The organism is Streptomyces sp. NPDC056347, assembly GCF_042262625.1.
In the GTDB taxonomy this organism is placed as follows: Bacteria; Actinomycetota; Actinomycetes; order Streptomycetales; family Streptomycetaceae; genus Streptomyces.
This window is the reverse complement of sequence record NZ_JBHJQP010000108.1, coordinates 1-21,405: the sequence shown is the minus strand read 5'-3', so window position 1 is coordinate 21,405 and position 21,405 is coordinate 1. Positions and strand designations below refer to the sequence as shown.

At 72.7% G+C, this 21,405-nt stretch carries 22 protein-coding genes; 12 read left to right on the top strand and 10 right to left on the bottom strand.

Going from position 1 to position 21,405, the window contains the following annotated elements:
- Positions 1–157: 157 nt before the first annotated feature.
- Positions 158–457: a DUF2530 domain-containing protein gene (locus tag ACFCV8_RS23590; RefSeq protein ID WP_376687400.1), complete on the top strand. Its 300-nt coding sequence runs from the start codon at positions 158–160 to the stop codon at positions 455–457.
- A gap of 219 nt (positions 458–676) precedes the next feature.
- Entirely contained in the window at positions 677–3,160 is a 2,484-nt protein-coding gene (locus ACFCV8_RS23585) for a cation-translocating P-type ATPase (RefSeq protein ID WP_376687399.1), read from the top strand.
- Between the two features lie 148 nt (positions 3,161–3,308).
- Here the strand turns inward: ACFCV8_RS23585 and ACFCV8_RS23580 are convergent, their stop codons facing one another.
- From ACFCV8_RS23580 to ACFCV8_RS23570, 3 genes are all read right to left on the bottom strand, one after another.
- Complete coding sequence (locus ACFCV8_RS23580; RefSeq protein ID WP_376687398.1) at positions 3,309–4,235, bottom strand: hypothetical protein; 927 nt, start codon at positions 4,233–4,235, stop codon at positions 3,309–3,311.
- Between the two features lie 227 nt (positions 4,236–4,462).
- Positions 4,463–7,699 (bottom strand): sacsin N-terminal ATP-binding-like domain-containing protein, encoded by a 3,237-nt coding sequence (locus ACFCV8_RS23575; protein ID WP_376687397.1) that lies wholly within the window; start codon positions 7,697–7,699, stop codon positions 4,463–4,465.
- Positions 7,700–8,278: 579 nt separating this feature from the next.
- Positions 8,279–9,214 carry a DUF3027 domain-containing protein gene (locus ACFCV8_RS23570; RefSeq protein WP_376687396.1) on the bottom strand — a complete coding sequence of 312 codons (936 nt, stop codon included), beginning with the start codon at positions 9,212–9,214 and terminating at the stop codon, positions 8,279–8,281.
- Positions 9,215–9,679: 465 nt separating this feature from the next.
- Between ACFCV8_RS23570 and ACFCV8_RS23565 the strand changes: the two genes are divergently transcribed.
- From ACFCV8_RS23565 to ACFCV8_RS23550, 4 genes are read left to right on the top strand one after another with little or no spacing between them, the layout of a single operon-like run.
- Complete coding sequence (locus ACFCV8_RS23565) at positions 9,680–11,077, top strand: MFS transporter (RefSeq protein WP_376687395.1); 1,398 nt, start codon at positions 9,680–9,682, stop codon at positions 11,075–11,077.
- 27 nt (positions 11,078–11,104) lie between these two features.
- Positions 11,105–11,584: a DUF2771 domain-containing protein gene (locus ACFCV8_RS23560; RefSeq protein WP_376687394.1), complete on the top strand. Its 480-nt coding sequence runs from the start codon at positions 11,105–11,107 to the stop codon at positions 11,582–11,584.
- A 48-nt stretch (positions 11,585–11,632) separates the two neighbouring features.
- On the top strand, positions 11,633–12,355 hold the full coding sequence (locus ACFCV8_RS23555) for a futalosine hydrolase (RefSeq protein ID WP_376687393.1): 723 nt from the start codon (positions 11,633–11,635) through the stop codon (positions 12,353–12,355).
- Positions 12,336–13,214 (top strand): 1,4-dihydroxy-6-naphthoate synthase, encoded by an 879-nt coding sequence (locus tag ACFCV8_RS23550; RefSeq protein WP_376687392.1) that lies wholly within the window; start codon positions 12,336–12,338, stop codon positions 13,212–13,214. The genes ACFCV8_RS23555 and ACFCV8_RS23550 overlap by 20 nt, the downstream gene beginning before the upstream one ends.
- Positions 13,215–13,262: 48 nt before the next feature.
- On the opposite strand, the gene ACFCV8_RS23545 is transcribed toward ACFCV8_RS23550, so the two are convergent.
- A complete protein-coding gene (locus tag ACFCV8_RS23545; protein WP_376687391.1) occupies positions 13,263–13,646 on the bottom strand; it encodes a cold-shock protein in 384 nt (127 codons plus the stop codon).
- A gap of 211 nt (positions 13,647–13,857) precedes the next feature.
- Between ACFCV8_RS23545 and ACFCV8_RS23540 the strand changes: the two genes are divergently transcribed.
- On the top strand, positions 13,858–14,082 hold the full coding sequence (locus tag ACFCV8_RS23540) for a hypothetical protein (RefSeq protein ID WP_376687390.1): 225 nt from the start codon (positions 13,858–13,860) through the stop codon (positions 14,080–14,082).
- A 4-nt stretch (positions 14,083–14,086) separates the two neighbouring features.
- Positions 14,087–14,674 carry a nucleotidyltransferase domain-containing protein gene (locus ACFCV8_RS23535; protein WP_376687389.1) on the top strand — a complete coding sequence of 196 codons (588 nt, stop codon included), beginning with the start codon at positions 14,087–14,089 and terminating at the stop codon, positions 14,672–14,674.
- Here ACFCV8_RS23535 and ACFCV8_RS23530 read toward each other — a convergent pair.
- The 3 genes from ACFCV8_RS23530 to ACFCV8_RS23520 all read right to left on the bottom strand — a co-directional run bounded on the left by ACFCV8_RS23530 (position 14,607) and on the right by ACFCV8_RS23520 (position 17,462).
- Positions 14,607–15,230 (bottom strand): histidine phosphatase family protein, encoded by a 624-nt coding sequence (locus ACFCV8_RS23530; protein ID WP_376687388.1) that lies wholly within the window; start codon positions 15,228–15,230, stop codon positions 14,607–14,609. The genes ACFCV8_RS23535 and ACFCV8_RS23530 overlap by 68 nt on opposite strands.
- A 113-nt stretch (positions 15,231–15,343) precedes the next feature.
- A complete protein-coding gene (locus ACFCV8_RS23525) occupies positions 15,344–16,183 on the bottom strand; it encodes a nucleotidyltransferase domain-containing protein (protein ID WP_376687387.1) in 840 nt (279 codons plus the stop codon).
- 211 nt (positions 16,184–16,394) lie between these two features.
- Entirely contained in the window at positions 16,395–17,462 is a 1,068-nt protein-coding gene (locus ACFCV8_RS23520; protein ID WP_376687386.1) for a hypothetical protein, read from the bottom strand.
- A gap of 160 nt (positions 17,463–17,622) precedes the next feature.
- Between ACFCV8_RS23520 and ACFCV8_RS23515 the strand changes: the two genes are divergently transcribed.
- Positions 17,623–18,135 carry a hypothetical protein gene (locus ACFCV8_RS23515; protein WP_376687385.1) on the top strand — a complete coding sequence of 171 codons (513 nt, stop codon included), beginning with the start codon at positions 17,623–17,625 and terminating at the stop codon, positions 18,133–18,135.
- 90 nt (positions 18,136–18,225) lie between these two features.
- Here ACFCV8_RS23515 and ACFCV8_RS23510 read toward each other — a convergent pair whose 3' ends face one another.
- On the bottom strand, positions 18,226–18,828 hold the full coding sequence (locus tag ACFCV8_RS23510; RefSeq protein ID WP_376687384.1) for a hypothetical protein: 603 nt from the start codon (positions 18,826–18,828) through the stop codon (positions 18,226–18,228).
- Complete coding sequence (locus ACFCV8_RS23505; protein ID WP_376687383.1) at positions 18,825–19,199, bottom strand: PadR family transcriptional regulator; 375 nt, start codon at positions 19,197–19,199, stop codon at positions 18,825–18,827. Before ACFCV8_RS23505 ends, ACFCV8_RS23510 begins: the two co-directional genes overlap by 4 nt.
- A 66-nt stretch (positions 19,200–19,265) precedes the next feature.
- On the opposite strand from ACFCV8_RS23505, the gene ACFCV8_RS23500 reads away from it, so the two are divergent.
- The 3 genes from ACFCV8_RS23500 to ACFCV8_RS23490 all read left to right on the top strand — a co-directional run bounded on the left by ACFCV8_RS23500 (position 19,266) and on the right by ACFCV8_RS23490 (position 20,274).
- Complete coding sequence (locus ACFCV8_RS23500; RefSeq protein ID WP_376687382.1) at positions 19,266–19,391, top strand: hypothetical protein; 126 nt, start codon at positions 19,266–19,268, stop codon at positions 19,389–19,391.
- Between the two features lie 276 nt (positions 19,392–19,667).
- Complete coding sequence (locus ACFCV8_RS23495; RefSeq protein ID WP_376687381.1) at positions 19,668–20,045, top strand: nuclear transport factor 2 family protein; 378 nt, start codon at positions 19,668–19,670, stop codon at positions 20,043–20,045.
- Positions 20,046–20,121: 76 nt separating this feature from the next.
- Positions 20,122–20,274: a hypothetical protein gene (locus ACFCV8_RS23490; RefSeq protein WP_376687380.1), complete on the top strand. Its 153-nt coding sequence runs from the start codon at positions 20,122–20,124 to the stop codon at positions 20,272–20,274.
- On the opposite strand, the gene ACFCV8_RS23485 is transcribed toward ACFCV8_RS23490, so the two are convergent.
- The gene (locus tag ACFCV8_RS23485) at positions 20,261–20,992 is read right to left on the bottom strand and encodes a DUF4097 domain-containing protein (RefSeq protein ID WP_376687379.1); all 732 of its coding nucleotides are present in this window, start codon (positions 20,990–20,992) and stop codon (positions 20,261–20,263) included. The two genes, ACFCV8_RS23490 and ACFCV8_RS23485, sit on opposite strands and share 14 nt — an antisense overlap.
- Positions 20,993–21,405: the final 413 nt, after the last annotated feature.

Here is a 21,405-nt window from a genome sequence, read left to right as displayed (position 1 = left end):
TATCTCCGCGCGTAGAGCATCGATGACCTGCACCGGAAGGGCTTCATAACGTTTTGGAGCGGCCGGGTGGAGTCGCACGGCGGCTCCCGGAACCCTCCGTGCGGCCCCGCGCACGACTTCGGGGACGCCTCGAACAGGGGCCCCATACACTGAGCCCATGGCGAAGTGGACACCGAAGCACGAGGCACCCGAGCCCCTTGAGGGGCCCGTCGTCGCCACCATCACCGGCGGCACGATCCTCTGGTTCGTCCTCTTCCTGGTCCAGATCCCCTTCTACCGCTGGTTCGACGACCACGGCCACCTGTGGTGGGTGTGGACGTGCCTGGCCGGTGCGGGGCTCGGACTGATCGGCATCTGGTACGTGCGCAAGCGCGACGCGGCGATCAAGCGGGCGGCAGCGGCCGGAGGCGCCGGGGGCGCCACTCCGGGGACCACCGCCGAAAGCGCCGCCTCCTGACCTCCTGGCCTGGCCCTTTCCGGCCCCGCCCCCTTCCGACCCGGCTCCTTCCGGCCTCCTGAGGGTGCGTACGCCGTTTCCCTGCGGGCGTCTACTACCCGGGCAACGGGTCCCGCGTACCCCCACAGGACCATTCACCCCCGTCTGCCGTCCTCCGCCGGTCTGATCTTCGGACCGGTCGGTGGGTGAACCGGGCCATCTGCCCGTACCGTCGAAACCATGACGCAGCGGGCATCCAATCCCTCCGATGAACAGACCCCGGGCATAACGGGGCCCACCGGCCTCCCCGGCCCGGCCACGATCGACGCCGGGGCCGAACTGGACCCGGTCCACCCGGTGGAACTGCCCGTTCCGGTGGTGGACCCCCGCGGGCTGACCCCGGCGGAGGTCGCGGAGCGGATCGCCCGCGGCGAGGTCAACGACGTACCCGTCCGCTCGTCCCGCTCGCTGCGCGAGATCGTCCGGGCCAACGTCTTCACCCGGTTCAACCTGATCATCGGCGTGCTCTGGCTCGTCATGCTGTTCGTCGCGCCGTTCCAGGACAGCCTCTTCGGCTTCGTGATCATCGCGAACACCGGCATCGGCATCTTCCAGGAGTGGCGGGCCAAGAAGACCCTGGACTCCCTCGCGGTCATCGGCGAGGCGAAGCCCACGGTGCGGCGGGACGGGGTCGCGGCCGAGATCTCCACCTCCGAGATCGTCCTCGGGGACCTCATCGAGCTGGGCCCCGGGGACAAGGCCGTGGTGGACGGCACGGTCGCCGAGGCCGACGGGCTGGAGATCGACGAATCGCTGCTCACCGGCGAGGCCGACCCGGTGCTGAAGCGCCCCGGCGACCCGGTCATGTCCGGCAGCTTCGTCGTCTCCGGCGGCGGCGCGTTCACCGCGACCAAGGTCGGCCGCGAGGCCTACGCCGCCCAGCTCGCCGAGGAGGCGTCCCGCTTCACGCTCGTCCAGTCCGAGCTCCGCACCGGCATCTCCACGATCCTCAAGTACGTCACCTGGATGATGGTGCCGACCGCGCTCGGCCTGGTCATCAGTCAGCTGGTCGTCAAGGACAACAACGTCAAGGAGTCGATCGCCCGGACCGTCGGCGGCATCGTCCCGATGATCCCCGAGGGTCTGGTGCTGCTGACCTCCGTCGCCTTCGCGATCGGCGTGGTCCGGCTCGGCCGCAAGCAGTGCCTGGTGCAGGAGCTGCCCGCCATCGAGGGGCTGGCCCGGGTCGACGTCGTCTGCCTGGACAAGACCGGCACCCTCACCGAGGGCGGCATGGACGTCACCGAGGTGCGGATGCTGGGCGGCGCCGACGAGAAGTACGTGGGCGGCGTGCTCGGCGCGCTCGGCTCCTCCGACCCCCGCCCGAACGCCAGTCTCCAGGCCATCGTGGACGCCTACCCGGACGCCGGGTCCTGGCGGTGCACCGCGACGCTGCCGTTCTCCTCGGCCCGCAAGTACAGCGGCGCGGCCTTCGACGAGGGGACCGGCACCGGCGATTCCGCCTGGCTGCTCGGCGCCCCCGACGTGCTGCTGCCCGAGCAGGACCCGGCGCTCGGCGAGATCGAGCAGCTGAACCAGCAGGGCCTGCGGGTGCTGCTGCTGGCCCGCGCGCAGGGCCCGCTGGACGGCCCGGACGTGGCCGCCGGAGCCGTGCCGACCGCCCTGGTCGTCCTGGAGCAGCGGCTGCGGCCGGACGCCGAGGAGACCCTGGCGTACTTCGCGGACCAGCGGGTGGCCGCCAAGGTGATCTCCGGCGACAACGCGGTCTCGGTCGGCGCGGTCGCCGCGAAGCTGGGCATGCAGGGCGCCGAGCACACTCTGGACGCGCGCCGGCTGCCCACCGACCCGGACGACATGGCCACCGCCGTGGAGGAGAACGCCGTCTTCGGCCGGGTCACCCCGCAGCAGAAGCGCGACATGGTCGCCGCCCTCCAGTCCCGCGGCCACACCGTCGCGATGACCGGCGACGGCGTCAACGACGTACTGGCGCTGAAGGACGCCGACATCGGTGTCTCCATGGGCTCGGGCTCCGAGGCGACCCGGGCCGTCGCCCAGATCGTGCTGCTGAACAACAGCTTCGCGACGCTGCCGTCCGTCGTCGCCGAGGGCCGCCGGGTGATCGGCAACATCACCCGGGTCGCCACCCTCTTCCTGACCAAGACCGTCTACTCGGTACTGCTGGCGATCCTGGTGGTCTGCTCCCAGGTCGACTACCCGTTCCTGCCGCGCCACCTGACCCTGCTGTCCACGCTGACCATCGGCGTACCGGCGTTCTTCCTGGCCCTCGCGCCCAACACGGAACGCGCCCACCCGCACTTCGTGCGCCGGGTCATGCGGTACGCGATCCCGTCCGGCGTCATCGCGGCCGTCGCGACCTTCGCGACGTACCTGATCGCCCGCCACTACTACACCGGCCCGAACGCCCTCGACGCCGAGACCAGCGCGGCCACGCTCACGCTGTTCCTGGTCTCGATGTGGGTGCTGGCGATCATCGCCCGGCCGTACACCTGGTGGCGGGTCGGCCTGGTGCTGTCGATGGGGCTGGCGTTCCTGGTGGTGCTGGTGGTGCCGTGGCTCCAGGAGTTCTTCGCGCTGAAGCTGGTGGGCGCCACGATGCCGTTGACCGCGGTGGGGATCGCGGTGGTGGCGTCGGCCGCGCTGGAGTACGCCTGGCGGCTGGTCGGGCGGCGCTTCCCGTCGTAGTCGCGGGGGTGATTCCCGCACAGGACAGGTGAAGGGCGGTCCCCCGGCAGGGGACCGCCCTTCGTCGCTTCACGGCGTTCTCTTCACGGCGTTCACTTCATGCCGCTCGCTTCGCGCCGTTCACTTCATGCCGTTCGCTTCGCGCCGTTCACTTCACGTCGACGAAGTCACCCGCGGCGCTGACCGCCGGGGTGGTCGCCGTGCCCGCGAAGCTGTAGCGCCAGTAGCCGTCGACCGAGGCCTTGACCGTGGTCTTCAGCGCACCGGTGCTGCTGCTCTTGATGGTCTTGACGGTGGTGTAGGTGGAGCTGCCCTTCTTGCGGAACTGGAGCTTCACCGACTGGGTCGCGTAGCCGTGGTACTTCAGGTCGTCCCAGTTGGCCCGGGAGAGCTTGCCGGTGACGGTGAGGGTCTTGCCCTTCTTCACCGGCTCCGGGGCGGCGTTGACGGTCAGCTTCGAGAAGCGCTGGAGCTTGCTGGTGCCCAGCCCGTCCTGGAGGGCCCAGCCGATCTGGGACGGGTCGGCGTTGTTCGGGTCCTGGCCGTTGAAGTCGACGGCGACGCCGCTGACCTTCCAGGTGGTGGCGTCGCTGTTGCCGTACAGGTCGTAGACCGGCGAGACCGCGATCCGGCTGGTGCAGTTGGCGACCGTCGCGGAGACCTTCTTGCAGGTCGGCGCGATGTCGGAGTACAGCTCGTTCGTCGGGTTGTCGAACGAACCGCGGTAGAGCGACACGTCCATCACGAAGTCCGGGGCGAAGATGTCCACGTCCGCGGCGTGCGTCACCGTGAACGAGGTCGCCACCTTCTTCGTGGCGGAGGTGCCGACGGCGATCGCCTTGCCGCCGTTGACCTTGGCCTTCGAGAAGGTGAGGTTCAGCTCGCCCACGTTGTTCGTGGCGGCGAGGGAGCGGGCGCCGGACTTCGCGGCGGAGCCGGCCTCGGCGGCACGCGCGACATCGGCGACGGAGCCGGTCGCGCGGTGCGCGTCGTCGGCCTGCGCGGCGGACGGAACGACGAGGGCGGAGAGGGCCAGGGCGCCGCTGACGGCGGCCACAGTGGCACGAATACGCATGTTCATTCCCCACGTTGGAGACGGTCCGGCGGGGCGAGCGCGCCTCCGCAGGACCAAGATCGTCTGCGAGGTCTGGATGACCTCACAGACCCAGACCATCGACAAACGTGAAGGGTTGTGCGCCAATTGCGGATTTATTGCGAAGATCACAGGTGTCGCCGCAGGCGGGGCCGGGGCGGCGGGCGGCCCGCCCCGGCCCCGACCGCTCTTCCGGCCCCGCCCCCGCCTCAGTCGAACCAGCGGTCCCGGGCCAGCTCCGCCGTACGGGAGGGGTCCTCCAGCAGCGCCGCGACCTCGAAGCGCCGCGGCCACTGCCCCGCCGCCCAGGCCAGCCCCGCCGCCACGCCCTCCAGTGTCGCGGCGTGCACCGTGCCGTCGGGCGTCCGCCGCCAGTCCAGCTCGGCACCGCCCGCGCGCAGCTCGCCGTGCTCCACGTACACCTCCGGCGTGCCCGCGCCGAGCAGCGCCCGCACCGACGCCGGTACGCGGTGCTCCTCGCCCTCCGTCGTCACCTCCGCCACGACGCTCTCGCCGAGCCGCCGCACCTGGAGCAGCTCGGCCAGCTCCGCCGCGCGGGCCGGGGCGACCGGCAGCAGCGGCATCCCGGCGGTGAGCGGCAGCAGGTCGGGGGCGTCCGCGATCACCGCGTCCGCCGCGTCCACCACCCGTACCTCGCCGTCGACCACGGCCCGCAGCTCGTCCGGCAGCGTGACCTGCTCCGGGTCCAGATCCGCCAGCGCCGTGTACAGCGAGTGCAGCTGTACGGGGTCGACCGGCCGCTCCGGTTCCGCGAGCCGCCCGAGGAGTTCGGCGGCCCCGCCCGGCTCGTCGAGCAGCGCGGCGACCGACGTCCGTACGCCGAGGGCGCGCAGCACCTGCGCGTCGTCGAAGCCGGTCGCGTCGGCCGCGTCGTACAGCCCGGACAGCCGCGGGTCGCCGCCCGCGGCGCGCAGCCCGGCGGGGCGGCGGCCGTCGAGCACCGGGTGGTCGCGCAGCCACCAGGCGGTGTACGGGCGGACGGACTGCGTGGTGCCGTCCGGGAGCAGTACCCGCACCGGCTGGGTCAGCGCGTCGCGCAGCGGCGGCCGGGCGAGCAGGGCGAGCGCCTGCGGCCAGGCGTCGTCGGCGACCAGGTCGAGGTCGCGGACGGCGACGATCTCGGTGGCGACCGGCGGTACGGGGCTGTCGGGGAGACGGTCCAGGACGTCCTCGCACCACACGTCGACGGCGTCCAGCAGCCCGGCGTCGTCGGGTTCGGCGAAGTCGCCGTCGCGGGGTTCGAGTTCGTCCGGGTCGAGGACCACGTCGGTGGCGCGGACGAGGGCGAAGGTGGCGAGCACTCCGCAGGCGGTGAGGGGCTGCTCGCCCCAGCGGTCGGCCAGCTCCTGGTCGACCAGGGCCAGTTCGCCCTCGCGCATGACGGCGGCGAAGGGGCTGTCGGGGAGGACGAGTTCACCGGCGGGGGCCGGTTCGCCGTCCTCGTCGGGGAGGGCGAGCGCGCCCAGCCAGGGTTCGTCGCCGGGGGCCAGCTCGGCGTCCCGCACCAGGGTGAGGACGGTCTCGGCGAGCTCGTCGGCGTCCAGCGCGTCCTCGTCCCAGATCTCGCCCGCGTCCAGCGATCCGGCGACGGCGGCCCGTACCTGCGGGGTCGTCAGCACGGCGCGCGGGGTGGCGGGCAGGGCGCCCAGCTTCTCCAGCAGCGGATGGGCTGCGGCCGGGTGGGCGACCTTGAGTCCGAGCCGGGCGAGCCGTTCCAGGACCGGTCCGGTGAGGGCGTCGGGGAGCGGGAGGAGGACCTGGCGCGGCCCGATGGTGGTGCGGGGCAGGGCCGGGGCGCCCGGCCCGTCGGTCCCCGGCCCCTCCGGCTCCGCCCCCGGCGTCCCGGCCAGCGGCACGGGCAGTCCGGAGAGGCGGTCCGGGTCGATGCCGGACAGGCTGTCGTAGAGCCGCCGCCACCAGCCGGGCTCGCGCTCCAGTCCGGCGAGCCGGTCGATCGCCTCGGTCAGCGGCACCCGGGCGATCCTCAGGGTGCGCAGTTCGCTGCGGCGCTCCAGACCGGCGGGCAGCAGGCACGGCAGCACCTCGGCGAGCACCTGTACGGTCCCGGCGCCGACGCCCTCCAGCAGCTCGGCCTCGACGGGGCGCAGCGCCCCGGTGTCCTCCTCGGCGAGGAGGTCACCGGCCGGCACGTCCTCCCAGCCGTAGCCGGGCCCGGCCTCCCCGGCGGCGGTGTCGCGCGGGGCGGCGGGGGCCAGGAACGCGATACGCGGCAGCCGCTCCAGGATCGCGGCGCGCAGCAGCCCGTCCAGTTCGCCGGTGCCGAGCGGGCCGGGCACGAGGTCGACGGTCGCGACGGACACCGGCCGCCAGGCGGCGAGCAGTTCGCCGTACGCGTCGGCGGCGCGCTGCACCAGGAAGTCGGTGAGCGGTCCCGGGGCGAAGTGGCGGCGGGCGGTGTCCAGCGGCAGTGAGGCGATGAGCAGCGCGGGGATGCCGAGGGGCTCGTCGGTGGGGGTCGGCGCGTGGACGACGGGAAGGGTGCGGGGGCGGACCGGGGCGCCCTCCGCGTCCACCGGGACCGCCCAGGTGACCGACCAGTGCGGGCGCAGCCGCTCCTCGCGGGGGCGGTCGGCGAGCAGCGCGGGCTCGACGGGGCCGTGGTGGGTGACGGTGCGCCAGCGGTTCGTGCCGTGCGCGGAGTCCTCGACGTGGGTGTACGGGCCGTGCTCGGTGCGGCGCAGGGTGCGTACGGTCTCCGGGGTCTCGATCACGATCTCGTCGAGGCCGCGCAGGGTGAGCAGCAGGGCGTCGTCGACCGCGGCGAGCAGCCGGTCCACCAGGTCCTCGGCGCCGCCGTCGCGCAGCGGGAGGACGACGACGGTGTCGTAGCCGTCCGGCGCGGTGCCCTCGGCGGGCAGCGGGAGCCGGAGCAGCGGTACGTGGCCGTCGCGGCGGCGCAGCTCGTCGCCGAGCCCGGGGCTGGCGACGGCGGTCCGGGCGGCGAGGTCGCGGGCCTCGGCGAGGGACCAGCGGACGCCGCCGTGCCGTCCGATCACGGCGGGCTCGTCGCTCACCGCGAGGACCGCGGCGAAGCCGACGCCGAACCGGCCGACCGCGCCCTCGTGCCCCTCCCGCTTGGCGGAGGCGCGGAGCGTGGAGAGCGACTCGACGCCGGTGGCGTCCAGCGGTGCCCCGGTGTTGGCGGCGGCGAGGAGCGCGGGGGTGTCGGGGCCGGCCGGGTGCAGGGTGAGGCGGAGGCGGCCGGGGACACCGGCGCGGGCGGCGGCGTCGGCGGCGTTCTGGGCCAGCTCGACGACCAGGCGGTCGCGGTAGCCGCCGAGCGCCAGATCCTCCTCGGCGTTGGCGTCCTCGCGGAACCGGGCGGGACCGGCGCCCCAGGCGTCGAGCACCCCGCGCCGCAGTCGCGCGGTCCCGAACGGGTCGGCCCCCTCGGTCGCAATCATGCCCACGCTCCGCTCCGCTCTTTCCGGTCTCCGGCTCACGTGCCGCCCACGCGGCCCAGTGTGCGCCCGAAGGTACCGGGTCCTCGCGCGGGGCGTGGCCACAGGACAGCGCATCGACCGGTTCGGGCGGTCACCCGGCGCCGCGCGCGGGACCGGCCGGAAGAACGCGGCCGAGGCGCCGTACCCGAAACCGGCCGGAAGAGCGCCGGGCAGCGCCGTGCACGGGACCGTCCGGGAGGACGCGGCCGGGCCCGCCGCGCCCGGAAGCACCAGGGAGAACGCAGCACCCCAAAGTGCGCGGCACGGTCCGGCGCACGGGATCAGGCCGGGAAGACCCCCGGGGCCGACGCGAAGCCGGCCAGGGACAAACCCTGCGGCCCCGCGCGGAACCGGCCGGGAGGACGCCCCGCGGCACCCGGCTCGAAACCGGCCGGGAAGAAACTCTGCGGCGCCGCTCGCGTGACGCCCGGGAGGGAACCACGCGGCGCCGCGCGAAACCACCCGGGAACCGCCCCGAACGGCTCCCCGCGGCGCCCCGAGGAGCGCACGCGGAGCCGTTACGAGTGCCCTGCGAAGTCCCTACGAGTGCCCGAGGTCCTCGGTGGGCGCGTCGGCCTCCGCCGGGACCGAGCCGGAGTCGCGGGCCGGACGCAGCGGGTACTCGTCCACCTGCATGGTGTCCAGCGCGTGCGGCACCGGCTTCGGCGGCTTCGGCATCACCGCCGCCTCCGAGTGCCCGCCGCACCCGTACGAGAGCGAGACGACCCGCCCGTCGGCCGGACCGAACTCGTTGGCGCAGACCCCGAACGCCTGCCGGAGCGAACCGGCCAGCGGCACCAGGAAGGCGCAGGAGACGCAGGAGGCCGGGGCCGCCTGGGCCATCGGTGTCCTGGCGCCGAACTCCTCGTCCCACCGGTCGGCCGCCGTGTGCAGCCCGTACCGGGACAGCACCCGGGCCCGCCGCATGCCGAGCTCGTCCGCGACCGCCGCGATCGAGCCACGGCCGGCCGTGGCGGGTCGCGTGGTCAGCTCCGCGTCCTCCGCGTCGACCCGCTCGGCCAGCTCGTGGGAGACCTCGGGGACCACGGAGTTCGGCGGCGGCTCGTCCTCGCCGGTGTAGCCGGGCTCCAGGCGGATGTCGTCCGCCTCGGTGGGCAGCAGGTCGCCGGGGCCCATGTCGCCGGGGCGCAGCCGCTCGCTCCACGGCACCCACTCGGGGGCGAGCAGGGCGTCGCTGCCGGGGAGCAGCACCGTTTCGTCGATGGTCACGTACTTGGCACGGGAGGCCCGGGCCACGGTCACCGCCCAGCGCCAGCCCCGGTAGCCGGGCTCCTGGCACTCGAAGAAGTGCGTGACGACCCGGTCCCCCTCGGAGACCGCGGCGACATGCTCACCCACGATCCCGGGGGCGGCGGCCTCCTCGGCGGCAGCCCGGGCCAGGTCTACCGCCTCGGCGCACAGACGGTCGGGAACGGGGGTACGGGCCGTACGGCTTCGCGTCGTCGCAGCACTCACAGGTCTCGCTTCTCTCCTACGCCAGTCTCACGAGCGCCGCCAGCACATCCATCGGTTTCGGCCGTGACGGACGCGGGCGGAGCGGACCTGGGGGCCGCGTCGACGTCCACACCCGTTGCTGCCTGCCTCGGGCACACCTTTCGCAACCCATTCTGCGGGATCGCCGAGAGGCGCGCGGCCGAGAACAATCGCCGGTGGCGCGCTACGCACGCTACCCTCTCCGCCGCGCCCCGCCCACCTGCCCGTCCCAAACAAGGCCGTATCCGGTGTCGCATCCCGGACGTGCCGTACAAGACCGGCCGTACGGGAACGCCTCACCGGCACCGTGCCGCCCCGGTCACCGACCCTGCCCGGCCCGGCCCTGCCGGCCCCGTCCCTCCCGGTACTGGCCCGACAGGGCGGAGTGCGCCGCGCGCCCGTACCGAAGCCCGGACGCCGCCTCCGCCCCTGGGGCACTATGGCGAAGTGGCTGCCGCCAGGTCGCACCAGGACCCCGGACCGCTCCGCAGGACGGGCCGGGCGGTCGGACGTGCCCTGCGTGCCCCGTTCACCGGCACCGCCCGGAGCATCCGCAGGGCGACGCACGCCCACGGCGCCGGGGAGTCCGGCCTCGGCAAGCTGATCGAGCTGCACGCCGTGAACGGCGCGGGCGACGTGATGATCACGGTCGCGCTCGCCTCGACGGTCTTCTTCTCCGTACCGACCGACGAGGCGCGCGGCCGGGTCGCCCTCTATCTCGCCGTGACGATGGCGCCGTTCACCCTTCTCGCCCCGGTGATCGGCCCGCTCCTGGACCGGCTGCCGCACGGCCGCCGCGCCGCGATGGCCGCGTCGATGCTGGCCCGTGCGGTGCTCGCGGTCGCCCTCTCGGCCGCGGTGGCCACCGGCGGCCTGGAGCTGTACCCGGCCGCGCTGGGCGTCCTGGTCTGCTCGAAGGCGTACGGGGTGGTGCGCAGTGCCGTCGTGCCGCGCCTGCTGCCGCCGCGCTTCTCGCTGGTGAAGGCGAACTCCCGGGTGACCCTGGCCGGGCTCCTGGCGACCGGGATCGCCGCGCCGATCGGGGCCGGGCTCCAGACCGTCGGGTCCGCCTGGCCGCTGTACGGGGCGTGCGCGATCTTCCTCTGCGGGACGGTGCTCGCCTTCACGCTGCCGGGCAAGGTCGACTCCGCGAAGGGCGAGCGGCGGGCCCGGCTGGTCCCGGCGCACGGGGCGGCGGTCTCCGGGCGGCCGGGCACCCGGCGGGGCGGGCGCAACGGCGAGAAGCGTCCCGGGCTGCGCTCCGTGGGCCCGTCCGTGCTCAACGGCCTCCAGGCCAACGCCGCGCACCGCGCGCTCTCCGGCTTCCTGATCTTCTTCCTGGCCTTTCTGCTGCGCGAGCAGCCGTTCCCCGGGCAGAGCGCCGTCGTCTCGCTCGGCATCGTCGGCGTCGCCGCCGGGGCCGGGAACGCGATCGGTACGGCGGTCGGCTCCTGGCTCCGGGCCCGCGCCCCCGAGGCGATCGTCGTGGCGGTGCTGGCCCTGGCGCTGGGGGCCGCGGTGCTCGCCGCGCTCCTCTTCGGCACGGTGACGGTCGCCCTGCTCAGCGCCGTCGCGGGCTTCACCCTGGCGCTGTCGAAGCTCTCGCTGGACGCGATGATCCAGCGCGACGTACCGGAGGAGGTGCGGGCCTCCGCGTTCGCCCGCTCCGAGACGGCGCTCCAGATGGCCTGGGTGGTCGGCGGCGGAATCGGCATCGCCCTGCCCCTCAACGGCGTACTGGGCATGTCGGTCGCCGCGGGCCTCCTCGCCCTCGGCGCCGCAGCGTCCGTACGGGGTCTGGCGGGCGCCGCACGACGCGGATCGCCGCACCCCCGCGTGGCGTAAGTCGGAGCGACCGATAGCCTTCGGCCCATGACCGTTGCGTTCTTCTCCGGTAAGGGCCGTCGAATCGGCGTCGCTCTTGGTGCCGTGTCCGCGGGACTCCTCGTCCTCTCCGCCTGCGACAAGCCGACGCCGCTCGCGACCGTAACGGTCGGCGGCAACTCGGTGAGCTCCGAGGCGGCCTGCTACAACGACGGCAAGGCCCTCAAGAAGTCCGACTACCAGCGCTGCCTCAACGAGAAGGCGGAGAAGTCCGTCGAGGTCGCGATGGACGACAAGGTCCGCTTCGGCGTCGACCCCGAGATCGCGGACAACGGCTGGACCCTGTTCATCAACGGCCAGCAGGCCGAGCAGGAGCCGTACACGAAGACCTACCGGTCCATCCCGGGCAGCGCGTTCTTCTCCAGCCAGACCGGCGAGACCTCGGACAAGACCCAGATCTCCATCGTGGAGACCAAGGACAAGCAGCTGGTCGGCGTCTGGCACTTCGAACTGAAGAAGTCCTCCTGACCGTTTGCTGACCGCCCGACCTCCTCGCGGCCCTAGGAGGGTCCACCCGTGCGTGTGCTTGTCGTGACCGCCGTCCCCGCGGAACGGGACGCGGTCACGCGCACGTTCGAAGACCCCTCCGGAGCGCCGGTCCCGGTCCGCCGGGTGCCCGGTGCGGAGATCCACCGCGCGGGGCCCTTCGACGTCGTGGCGGGCGGTGTGGGCCCGGCTGCCGCGGCGGCCGCGACGGCCTTCGCGCTGGTGTCCCACGACGGATCGGACCCGTACGGCCTGGTGGTCTCGGCCGGCATCGGCGGCGGGTTCGCCGGGGCCGCGCCGGTCGGCTCCCTCGTGGTGGCCCGCCGTGTCGTCGCCGCCGACCTGGGCGCCGAGACGCCCGAGGGCTTCGTGCCCGTCACCGGCCTGGGCTTCGGGCGCGACCGGCACATCCCGCCCCGGTCGCTGGTACGGGCCGCGGCCGACGCCACCGGCGCGGTCATCGGCGACGTGCTCACCGTCTCCACCGTGACCGGCAGCGCCGGACGCACCGCCGCCCTGCTCACCGCGCACCCGGCGGCAGCCGCCGAGGCCATGGAGGGCTTCGGGGTCGCGGAGGCCGCCGGGGCCGTCGGCGTGCCCGTCCTGGAGATCAGGGCCGTGTCGAACGCCGTCGGCCCGCGCGACCGGGACGCCTGGCGCATCGGCGACGCCCTGGCCGCGCTCGCCACCGCGTTCGGGAAGCTCGCCCCCGTACTGGAAGGTTGGACCAGCCATGACCACCACGACGCCTGACCCTGCGTCCGCCCCGGCCGAGCCGCTGCGGATCGCCTACTCCCCGTGCCCGAACGACACGTTCGTCTTCGACGCCTGGGCACACGGCCGGATCCCCGACGCGCCCGCCCTCGATGTCACCTTCGCGGACATCGACCTCACCAACGGCATGGCCGAGCGCGGCGAGCTGGACGTCCTCAAGGTGTCGTACGCGGTGCTGCCGTACGTCCTCGACGAGTACGCGCTGCTGCCGTGCGGCGGGGCGCTGGGCCGGGGCTGCGGCCCGCTCGTCCTCACGAGGGAGCCGGGCACGGACCTGACGGGCCGCACCATCGCCGTACCGAGCGAGCGCTCCACCGCCTACCTGCTGTTCCGCCTCTGGGCGGCCGAGGTGGTGCCGGGCGGGGTCGGCGAGATCGTCGTCATGCCGTTCGACGAGATCATGCCCGCGGTGCGGGACGGGAAGGTGGACGCCGGTCTCGTCATCCACGAGGCCCGGTTCACGTACCAGAACTACGGGCTGCACAACCTCGCCGACATGGGCCGCCACTGGGAGGACACGACCGGGCTGCCGATCCCGCTGGGCGCGATCATCGCCAAGCGCTCCCTGGGCCCGGAGACCCTGAAGCTGCTCGCCGAGTCGGTACGCGCCTCGGTCCGGGCGGCCTGGGACGACCCGGAGGCGTCCCGCCCCTACGTGCTGGAGCACGCCCAGGAGATGGATCCGGCCGTGGCGGACCAGCACATCGGCCTGTACGTCAACGAATTCACCGCGGACCTCGGCGAGGACGGCTACGCGGCGATCCGCGGCCTGCTGACCCGCGCCGCGGCCGAGGGACTCGTACCGCCCCTCGGCCCGGACGCACTGACGTTCGTCTGATCCCGGCCACCGCGCCGGGGCCGGGTCCGGCGGCCCGCGCGTGGCCGGTCAGACGTCGAGCTGGTCGGCCACCGCGCGCAGCAGCCCGCCGATCTTCTTGCCGGCCGCCTTGTCGGGGTACCGGCCACGCTCCAGCATCGGCGTGATGTTCTCCAGCAGGGTGGTCAGGTCCTGGACGATGGACGCGAGCTCGTCCGGCTTGCGGCGCTGTGCGGCCGCGACGGAGGGGGTCGGGTCCAAAACCGTCACCGAGAGCGCCTGGTCTCCACGCTGACCTGCGACAACGCCGAACTCGACGCGCTGGCCCGGCTTGAGGACGTCCACGCCGTCGGGCAGCACGGAGGAGTGCACGAAGACATCTCCGCCGTCGTCGCGGGAGAGGAAACCGAAGCCCTTCTCGCCGTTGAACCATTTGACCTTGCCAGTCGGCAAAGCACGCACCCCATCTCAACCCGTATGCCGGAACAAAGCCTCAGCAGGTCAGGCTATCCAGTGGTGGTGCTGTCCCCTGCTGGCAGCAGCCTCCACAGGGGGGGTACCCCTCGTCAAGCCTGGTCATCCGGACTCTGTCCGGAAACGGCGCCTACTCCGTACGCCGGTGACCGAACAACGGTTCGCCGCCGCCGGGACTTACCCTGGCGTGGTGAGTACTACACCTCCTGGCGCGGGCGACCGGCTGGTCCGGATCGGCGCGATCGTCTTCTTCGTCGGCGCGCTGTCCACCCTCGCCACCATGGCCCCCCTCTTCCTCGGCACCCACCCGTTGCCGTCCATCGCCTGGTCGCTGTGCATGCTGATGGGCGTCGGCTTCCTGATCGCCGCGGCGGGCGTGATCCGCTCGGTGCGGGCGGGCTCGGCGAAGCGCTAGGAACATGGACGCGGGACGCGCCGATCGGCAGCTCCGCCTGATCGCCGAGGCCGTGGAGGTCTCCGAGGCCGTCGGGGTCCCGCTGTGGCTCCGCGGCGGATGGGCCATGGACTTCTTCCTCGGTGAGATCACGCGGGACCACGGGGACATCGACTGGTTCGCCCGGGCGGGCGATGCCCGTGCCCTGGCGGACGAGCTGCTCCGGCGCGGCCATCGGCCGGTTCCGGGGTCGCCGCCCGACCTCCAGCTCGACTTCGTCAAGGACGGGCTGGAGAGCAGCTTCACGCTCGTGGACCGGGACGCGACCGGGGCCGTGGTCGTCGCCGGAGGGCCCTGGGCCGGTGCGCCGTGGCCCGAGGGGATGCTCGATGCCGGGCCGGGCCGCATCGGGGACCTGCGGTGCGCGGTCGTCAGCCCGCGGGCCCAGATCGAGATCAAGCGCATGACGCCCGTCTGGGACCCTTCCCGGCCCCGGCGGCCCAAGGACGCCGAGGACATCGCCCGCCTGGAGGCGGCCCTCCGTCTCAGATGCGGAGCTCCGGCGGACAGCCGGTCCAGCGGATCTCGGCAGGCAGGTGACCGGTGTCGTTGAAGAGGAGGACGGCCGGCGGGCGGTCGGGCGCGTAACGGATGACGGTCAGGCCCGCGTTGGCGTGGTTGATGCCCAGCCACCGCCACGCCGGCGCACCGAGCGCGGCCCGCACGAGCCAGCCGGTGAGGAAATTGTGGGTGACGAGCAGTTCGTGCCGGGGCTCGTCCCCGGCGACGGGACCGGTGAAGCGCGCGAGCGCCGCCGCCGCGAGCCGGGGCCCCGCCGCGCGTTCCTCGGCCGTGAACCGGTCCAGGAACGCCGTCCAGTCGTCGGCCGCCTCGGACGGCAGCTCCTCGCGCGGCGGCACGTACGGCACATAGTCCCCGGCCTCCTCGGAGCACCGCAGCGGCACGCCGTCGAACCGCTCACCGATCAGCCGCGCCGTCTGCCCGGCACGGGCGAGCGGCCCGTGATGGATCGCCGTCAGCGGAATCCCGCCGAGCCGCTCCCCCAGGAGCCGGGCCTGCCGCCGCCCCGCGTCGGTCAGCTCGCTCTCGTCCGGCGACGCCTCACCGTGCCGGGTCAGATAGAGGTGTCGGGCTGCCGTGCCGGTCATGGCGGTTCCCTCCGGGAGGTCGGGTCGGTTCCACGGGACTCCCGGAGGGACGCGGTTTCACCCGCCCACGGTTCGAGCGGCCGGAGGGTCGGGGGCCCCGGGACCGTACGGGGTCAGCGGGGGCCGTCCAGGAGGACGGCGATCCGCTCGTGCAGTTCGTACGGCAGCCGGACGGCCCAGCGGTCGGCCGCTTCGGCGGCCAGCTCCCGGCTCCAGCGCCAGCTGTCGCGGGCCGCGGTGCGCACCTCCGCCTCGTGCGCTGCGGCGGTGGTGGAGCGGTAGCGGTCGCGGTCGGCGGCGGGCAGGTCCTGTTCCAGCGCCCGGCTGGGGGTGAGCCAGTGGGCGGTGCTGTCACGCAGGAGCCGGCAGAGCCGGAGCTGCTGGGGGGCGACGACGGTGTGCAGCAGGGCGTGGGCGCGAGCGGTCTCGCCGCGGGCCAGGACGTGCGCGAGCATCAGGGTCCAGTTGGCCAGTTCGTCGGTGATCTGCCGGGCCGTGGTGACGGGTTCGGGCGGCCGGAAGTCCGCCAGTTGCCGGGCGGCCCGGGTCAGCCGTCCGGTGCGGTCCAGCAGGACGGCGTCGTCGGGCCGGGGCAGGTGCACCATCCCCTCCCAGGAGGGGACTTCGCCGATGCCGGGGCCGGCGGCGACGATGTGGAACTCGCCGCGCATGAGGTCGTCGAAGACGACGGCGAGGACGCCGTACATGTTGGTGTAGGCGAGTTCGAGGGGCGCGAGGCGCGCCAGAAAGGCGGGGCCGTCGAAGTCGTCGGCGTACTGGTCCCGGACGTAGAGGTAGGCCTCGATGTCGGAGTGCGCGTCGGCCTCGCCCAGGGTCCAGGACCCGTAGAGGAGGACGCCTTCGAGGCGGGGTTCGGACCGGGCGAGCCGCCGCAGCCGGGCGATGCGTTCGTCCAGCTCGGGGCAGGCGGAGGCGGGGATCTGATGATGCATGGGAACGTGTCTCCTGATGGTGGCGTGCGAGCACGCTGACGACGCCCGGCACCTGCCGGGCGGAGGCCGGACCGCGCTCGTCCGCTCAGGAGAAGTTGCCCATGCCGGGGATTCTACGGATCACCCCCGGAACCGGAACTGGGACCAGGGCCGGAACGGGGACCAGGACCGGGACCGGGACCGGACCCACGCAGCAGGAGGCCCCGGTGGCTCACTGGACCAGATCGGTGTGCGGATGCTCCGGATCCGCCGGGCATACGTAGAGCTGGAGGTTGTCGGTACTGCCGACTTCGACCCCGGTCGGCTGCGCGGGGTCCAGGCCCACGACATGGCCGGCGGCGGACGCGGCGGCCCGGTCCTCGTACGGCACCCAGCCGTGCGTACCACCGTCCCATTCGAAGGAGGCGACGGTCAGCAGGGGGACCATCCGGACGTCGCAGACGGCGCAGAACCGGGGATTCGGGTCGGTGCGGCCCCACGGGGGCCAGCCGCCGACCTTCCAGCCGGGTGCGTTGGCCAGCTCACCGTTGTAGAACTCCGGCGGATATTCCGCGTACGAGTCGTCCACGCCGGCGTCGGCGGCCTGCCATCTGCCCCAGTCCTCCAGCGCCTGCTGCGACTCCGGGCTCAGATCCAGGCTGTTGGGGTACTCGCTGATCGCTTCCGGCGCCAGCAGGCACGGCTCCGGCACATAGCCCGGGTACTCCGCCTCGTACGGCTCCGGCGGCGTGCCGAGGACGTCGCCGACCTCGGCGGCGGAGCGCCAGAACAGGGCGGTCGACGGCTTGTGGTCCGGGTCGTGGTCGTAGGGGCACCAGAGGACCTGGAGCAGGTCGGCGCCGCCGGGCGGCCGCAGCAGGGGTATGTCACGCACGTACAGCTGGGCCACGGGCAGCAGGGGGACCGGGCACTCCGCGGGCCGGGGAGAACCGGCGTCGTGCCGCTCCCCGGCCACCGCGGCGTTGCGCGCCCTGACCGCCTCTTCCTCGGGCGTGAGCCCGGGGCCGTGGGGATCACGGTGCAGCCGGGCCCGTACGCGCCGGTCGAGCCGCACTTCCGCCAGCGGCCGGCGGAACCCGCCGTCCTGGTGCGAGCCCTCGCAGTGCGGCCACGGCTCCGCCGCCGGCCACAGCAACGGCCCGCCGACCGAGCTGTCCTCCACCGAGGGCGATCCGGCGCGGGGATGCAGCCGGATCACGGGACGTGCCAACGGAGCCAGCTCGGGAAAGACCGCGGTCACGTCCACAGGCCGCGGCGGAGTAGTGCGTACGAGGACCATGCCGGTGATCCTCCCACCGGCCACTGACAGCGCCCGGGTCCGCCCGCCACGGCATGGGCCACGGCATGGCCACGTCCTCCGCCACCGGCGAGGAGTTCAGCCGCCCTCCTCCACCGAAGGGTTCGGAAAGCGGCGATTTCGGCCGTGCCACACTGCCCGCATGAAGACCGCCATCACCCCCCTGCTCGTCGGCACGCTCGAACTCGACACCGACAAGGGATTCTCCGGCCGGGTCACGACCGATGACTCCAGTCGGCAGTCCTTCCAGCTGAACATCTTCGAGGACGTGACCTCCGACCCGGGGCTCCTCGCCGGCGTCGCACCGGTCGTCGACGATTTCCACACCGTCTCCGACCGGGCTCGGTCAGCCCTGGGGAAGCTCCTCGCCGCACAGGACGAGAGCGTCCTGGAATTCGTCCGCTTCCATCTCGAGGAGATCGACGACCTGGACGAACGTCTCCGGGAAACACTCGACACGTTCCTGTCCGGCGACGGGCTCCCGGGCCCTGTCGCGGAGTCGTTCCTGATTGACGGCCTGGTTTTCCACAAGGGCTCCGAGGGGGATCTCGAATTCTGGATCGACTTCGCGCTCGCACCCGAATACTCGGACGAAGTCCTGTGCCTGAGGTTCGACAGCTCCCGGACGCCCGGCACGATCAGCTGGGAAAGCTAGTAGTGCTTGGCCACGTGCGGTCTGTGGTGGTGTGTCCACCGACACGGCCCAGCTCTACCAGCTCGTAGCGGTGGGCGCCGCGTCTGCTTCTCAGGCGCGGCGGATCCGCCAGAGCCAGGCGCACACGGCGGCGATCAGGGCGGTGATCACCAGGTTGGGCAGGAGAGCGGGAGCACTGTCCTCCTGCAGGACGCCGGAGGAGAGGTTCCAGGTGGCGATGAGGACCGTGGGCACGACGGCGGTCAGCAGGACGCCGGTGGTTTTCTGGACGGCCCGCCAGTGCACCGAGGTGCACAGCAGAACGGCGCCGATGACGCGGAACAGGAGGCTGAACACAGGCCCCGGCTGGTCGGGGAAGACCATCCCGAAAGGGACGACGAGGGTGAGCATCAGGAGCGGGACCAAGGGGTGGACCTTGCCGGGCCGGGCGGACGGGGCGTCGTCGCCATGGCTGTGTGCCGGGACCCCGTCGTTCCCGTGAGCGGCCTCGGCCAGTGCCGTCGCCGCGATCGTGCGGGGGTCGCCCAGTTCGGCCAGGACCACGACGACTGCGGTGCCGGGGCGTTCGGCACGGGCGACCTCGATGTGTTCGGCGAGGTCGGCGAGGAGTTCCTGGCGGCGCTCCGCGGGCAGTGCGGATGCCTCGCGCTCGACGGCGCGGAGGTAGTCCTGGACAAGGTCGGCGGTCTTCATGCGGGGTCTCCAGGGGAGGGGCGGGGGACGTTCAAGAAAGCGTCGACGGCGTTGCGGAAGTCGGGCCACAGAAGAGTGAACTCCTCGAGCGCGGCCCGGCCACTGTCGGTGAGCGCGTAGTAGCGGCGCGGCGGCCCGGCGGCGGACTCCTGCCAGGTGGTGGTGACCAGGTCCTCGCGGCGGAGCCGGGAGAGCAGCGGATAGACGGTGCCCTGGCTGGTGGCCAGGGCACCGGAGTCCTCCAGGGCGGCCAGGAGTTCCACGCCGTAGCGAGGGCGGTCCCGCATGAGAGCGAGGACGCAGTACTCCAGGACGCCCTTGCGCAGCTGGGCGGTTGCCCGAGCCTGCTTAGCTGAATTACCTGGTTCCATGCGATGCAAGATACCTGGCGAGGCAGGCAGCAGGGAAGGGGGGGGCTTTCTCTGGAACATCCCCCGGTGCCGGCCGAGCTGACGGATCTGGTGCGGGAGGCGTTCGAGCGCCGGGCGCGTCTGGATCAGGCCGAGCAGCAGAGGCGGTTGCGGCAGCGGCGGTTGCGCCTGCGGCAGCAGGCGGCGTCATGATGCGCCGCAGCCGGAAGGAGCGTGCCCGGTGGCCCGATGCCGATGCCGTGGCGGACCAGGAGCTGGAGAAGCAGGGAGGGTTGGTGGATGTCGCCGTCGACCGGGTCGGTGGTGGTGACCGGTGTGGTGCGGCGTCTGCCCCGCCTGTCACCACGACATGCCGGCCCCCGCACCAACATGACCAAGCCCTACTGGTGCTGTGACCGGGATTCGCCGTGGTCGCGAGACGGCTCACGGGACGAGCGCGGTCCGCGAGGCGAGTGGTATGACTGGTGTATGCAGGAAGAGACCGCGCAGTCCGCGATCGACACGTTCATCTCCGCGTTCAACGCCTCGGACGACAGCTATGTGACTGCGCTGCTCTCCCAGGCCCTCACCTCGGACGTGGTCTTCTGGGGACCGTTGGGCCGCAGCGAGGGGATCGAGGCGGTCGAGCGGTTCGTACTGGACATCCGGCGCCACCCCGCGGGGACCGGCACGATGGTGCGCTGTTCGGCGGTCGACATGCCGGACGAGTGGGCGCGGTACCAGTGGGTCTTCACGACGCCGGACGGAGGCCCCCGCCTGGCGGGAACGGACGTCGTCCACCTGCGGCGGAGCCTCATCGACCAGGTCATCGTCTTCGCGGGGGAGATCGAACCGCCCGCCTCCTGAGCCGTTCCTCTCCAATTTCCCCCTGGTCAAGGGCGGTTACGACTGCGGCTCGGCGCAGGCGAAGGATCGCAGGGTCATGCGGACCGGCAGCTCGGTGCACGACGCGTACGACGCGTACGAGGCGTTCTTCGAGTCGGCGCCCACCTGCACCACCTGCGCCGGGGTCCAGGGCGCCCCGGACCCCGGGCACCTGCTCGTGAGCCCCCGAGACGCCGTCAGGGGTTCCTGACGGTGACATCTCCGTTGGTGCTGCGCATCCCGATCCGGTGCGTGCCCGAAGGAGAGTTGGAGACATCGATGGTCCGGTCGCCGTTCACCGTGCTCGCCGTCACGTCGTAGTCGCCCTTCGGCACGGTCAGGGTGATGTCCCCGTTGGTCGTCGAGGCCTGTACGTCCGCCGCCTTCGCCGAGGTCAGGGTGATCTTTCCGTTGGTGGACCGGGCCCGGATGCTCGGGCCGTCGATGTTCTTGCCGGTGATCCTTCCGTTGGTGTTCTCGGCCTCCACCGTCCCCGTGACGCCGTCCATCTCGATGCGCCCGGAGCCGGTGGTCACCTTCACCGCGCCCACCTTGGACAGGTGGATGCTGCCGTTGGTCACCTGCCCGCTCACCGGAATGCCCGCGGGTACGTCGACGGTGTAGTTGACGGAGCAGCCGCTGCCGCAGCCGCCGAGGATCAGCACACCGTTCTCGATCCGGTGGGTGGCGCCCGTGGGCCGCTCGTCCCGGTAGGTGACCTTCCGCTTCAGGGACAACTTCCCGCCGCCCTCCGTGCCGTTGACGGTGATGCCGCCCGACTTGTTCTCGATCCGTACGGAGGTGATCTTCCCGGACAGGGTGCTGGTGTCCTCGGTGGTCTCGCCGAGGACCAGACCGCACCCGGCGAGCCCGCCGACCGCGAGCGTGGCCAGCGTTAATACCCCGAGGCCGCGGAGTCCCTGACGCATCACATATCCCCCAGTTCTTCGAACCCGACGGTCCACGACGCTATCCGCGGGGACGTGCGGGCAGCCATGGGGAAAACCCCCGGCCCGACCGCGGGTTGTCCTCACCGTGATCACCGGATTCCGCTGCGGCGGGCGGCCCACCGGATCGTGACAGCCGCGACCCGGCGGACCATGACCCGGTGGGCCGCGTCGTGGCGTACCGGGTCGCACGCCGCCACGACGCAAAATCTTTTAAGTCTTTTTCTTGAGACCGTCTGAAAAACCCAACCCTCTCCCGTCTTTAACCTGCGGGACCCGCGGGGCTCCGCGTCACTCGCTTGGGTGACTTTGGCCAACTGAGCTGGATTTTGGGCCTGCTTGCGGGCATATGCTCACGCCAACACAACACCCCAGACATACGTCGGCCCCCGACC

Excerpts from the sequence above, each read along its gene's own strand:
- ACFCV8_RS23590 (WP_376687400.1), top strand. The coding sequence starts at position 158 with ATGGCGAAGTGGACACCGAAGCACGAGGCACCCGAGCCCCTTGAGGGG.
- ACFCV8_RS23585 (WP_376687399.1), top strand. The coding sequence starts at position 677 with ATGACGCAGCGGGCATCCAATCCCTCCGATGAACAGACCCCGGGCATA.
- ACFCV8_RS23580 (WP_376687398.1), bottom strand. The coding sequence starts at position 4,235 with ATGCGTATTCGTGCCACTGTGGCCGCCGTCAGCGGCGCCCTGGCCCTC.
- ACFCV8_RS23575 (WP_376687397.1), bottom strand. The coding sequence starts at position 7,699 with ATGATTGCGACCGAGGGGGCCGACCCGTTCGGGACCGCGCGACTGCGG.
- ACFCV8_RS23560 (WP_376687394.1), top strand. The coding sequence starts at position 11,105 with ATGACCGTTGCGTTCTTCTCCGGTAAGGGCCGTCGAATCGGCGTCGCT.
- ACFCV8_RS23550 (WP_376687392.1), top strand. The coding sequence starts at position 12,336 with ATGACCACCACGACGCCTGACCCTGCGTCCGCCCCGGCCGAGCCGCTG.
- ACFCV8_RS23535 (WP_376687389.1), top strand. The coding sequence starts at position 14,087 with ATGGACGCGGGACGCGCCGATCGGCAGCTCCGCCTGATCGCCGAGGCC.
- ACFCV8_RS23530 (WP_376687388.1), bottom strand. The coding sequence starts at position 15,230 with ATGACCGGCACGGCAGCCCGACACCTCTATCTGACCCGGCACGGTGAG.
- ACFCV8_RS23525 (WP_376687387.1), bottom strand. The coding sequence starts at position 16,183 with ATGCATCATCAGATCCCCGCCTCCGCCTGCCCCGAGCTGGACGAACGC.
- ACFCV8_RS23520 (WP_376687386.1), bottom strand. The coding sequence starts at position 17,462 with ATGGTCCTCGTACGCACTACTCCGCCGCGGCCTGTGGACGTGACCGCG.
- ACFCV8_RS23515 (WP_376687385.1), top strand. The coding sequence starts at position 17,623 with ATGAAGACCGCCATCACCCCCCTGCTCGTCGGCACGCTCGAACTCGAC.
- ACFCV8_RS23510 (WP_376687384.1), bottom strand. The coding sequence starts at position 18,828 with ATGAAGACCGCCGACCTTGTCCAGGACTACCTCCGCGCCGTCGAGCGC.
- ACFCV8_RS23505 (WP_376687383.1), bottom strand. The coding sequence starts at position 19,199 with ATGGAACCAGGTAATTCAGCTAAGCAGGCTCGGGCAACCGCCCAGCTG.
- ACFCV8_RS23495 (WP_376687381.1), top strand. The coding sequence starts at position 19,668 with ATGCAGGAAGAGACCGCGCAGTCCGCGATCGACACGTTCATCTCCGCG.
- ACFCV8_RS23490 (WP_376687380.1), top strand. The coding sequence starts at position 20,122 with ATGCGGACCGGCAGCTCGGTGCACGACGCGTACGACGCGTACGAGGCG.
- ACFCV8_RS23485 (WP_376687379.1), bottom strand. The coding sequence starts at position 20,992 with ATGCGTCAGGGACTCCGCGGCCTCGGGGTATTAACGCTGGCCACGCTC.